This window comes from Helicobacter didelphidarum (genome assembly GCF_003364195.1).
In the GTDB taxonomy this organism is placed as follows: Bacteria; Campylobacterota; Campylobacteria; order Campylobacterales; family Helicobacteraceae; genus Helicobacter_A; species Helicobacter_A didelphidarum.
Window position 1 is genome coordinate 1 of the sequence record NZ_NXLQ01000183.1, and the last position, 628, is coordinate 628.

The window sequence follows — 628 nt, forward strand, 5'->3', positions numbered from 1 at the left end:
AATGAAAGAGAAAGAAAATATAAATGAAAACAAGCAAGAATTAGAATCTAAAGACTTGGAATCTAGCACTAATCCTAAAGAAATAAAGCTAGATTCTAATGATGATGAGATTGTGTGGGAGAGTAAAAGACAAATCCATACATTTGGTATATTATCTTTTTGTATTTTTTTGTTTGGAAATATATTTTTTTGGTGTATGTCTTGGTTAATGATAGCAAATCATCAATATTTTATTGGTATTGTATCGCTTAGTGCTACAAGCATATTATTATTTATTTATGGTAAGAAGCTGACATTCAAGAAAGCATTTTTAACAAAATATGGTTTAATGATTTATACAAGATGTAATACAAAAAGCTATCAATATGGTGATTTTGTTATGAAACAATCTATAGACAGAGGGATTTTTTTTATGAATGATATTGTAGAAGTAAAAATATCATCAACACTTTATGAAGCACAATATTTTATTTTTCCCTATGGTTATAATGAATGGGCATTATTTGATAATACAGAATTTAAACAACTTTGTGCCAAATATACACAAAATGCTTTAGAAACTATGGATACAAAATCTCGAGTTGCTCTATTTTTAAAATATTATGAACATATAGAAATCATATTTAAC

General features: G+C 25.6%; 1 pseudogene. It reads left to right on the forward strand.

Annotation, left to right across the window (positions count from 1 at the left end):
- A pseudogene (locus CQA53_RS12930) lies at positions 1–628 on the forward strand (hypothetical protein); the annotation flags it as partial.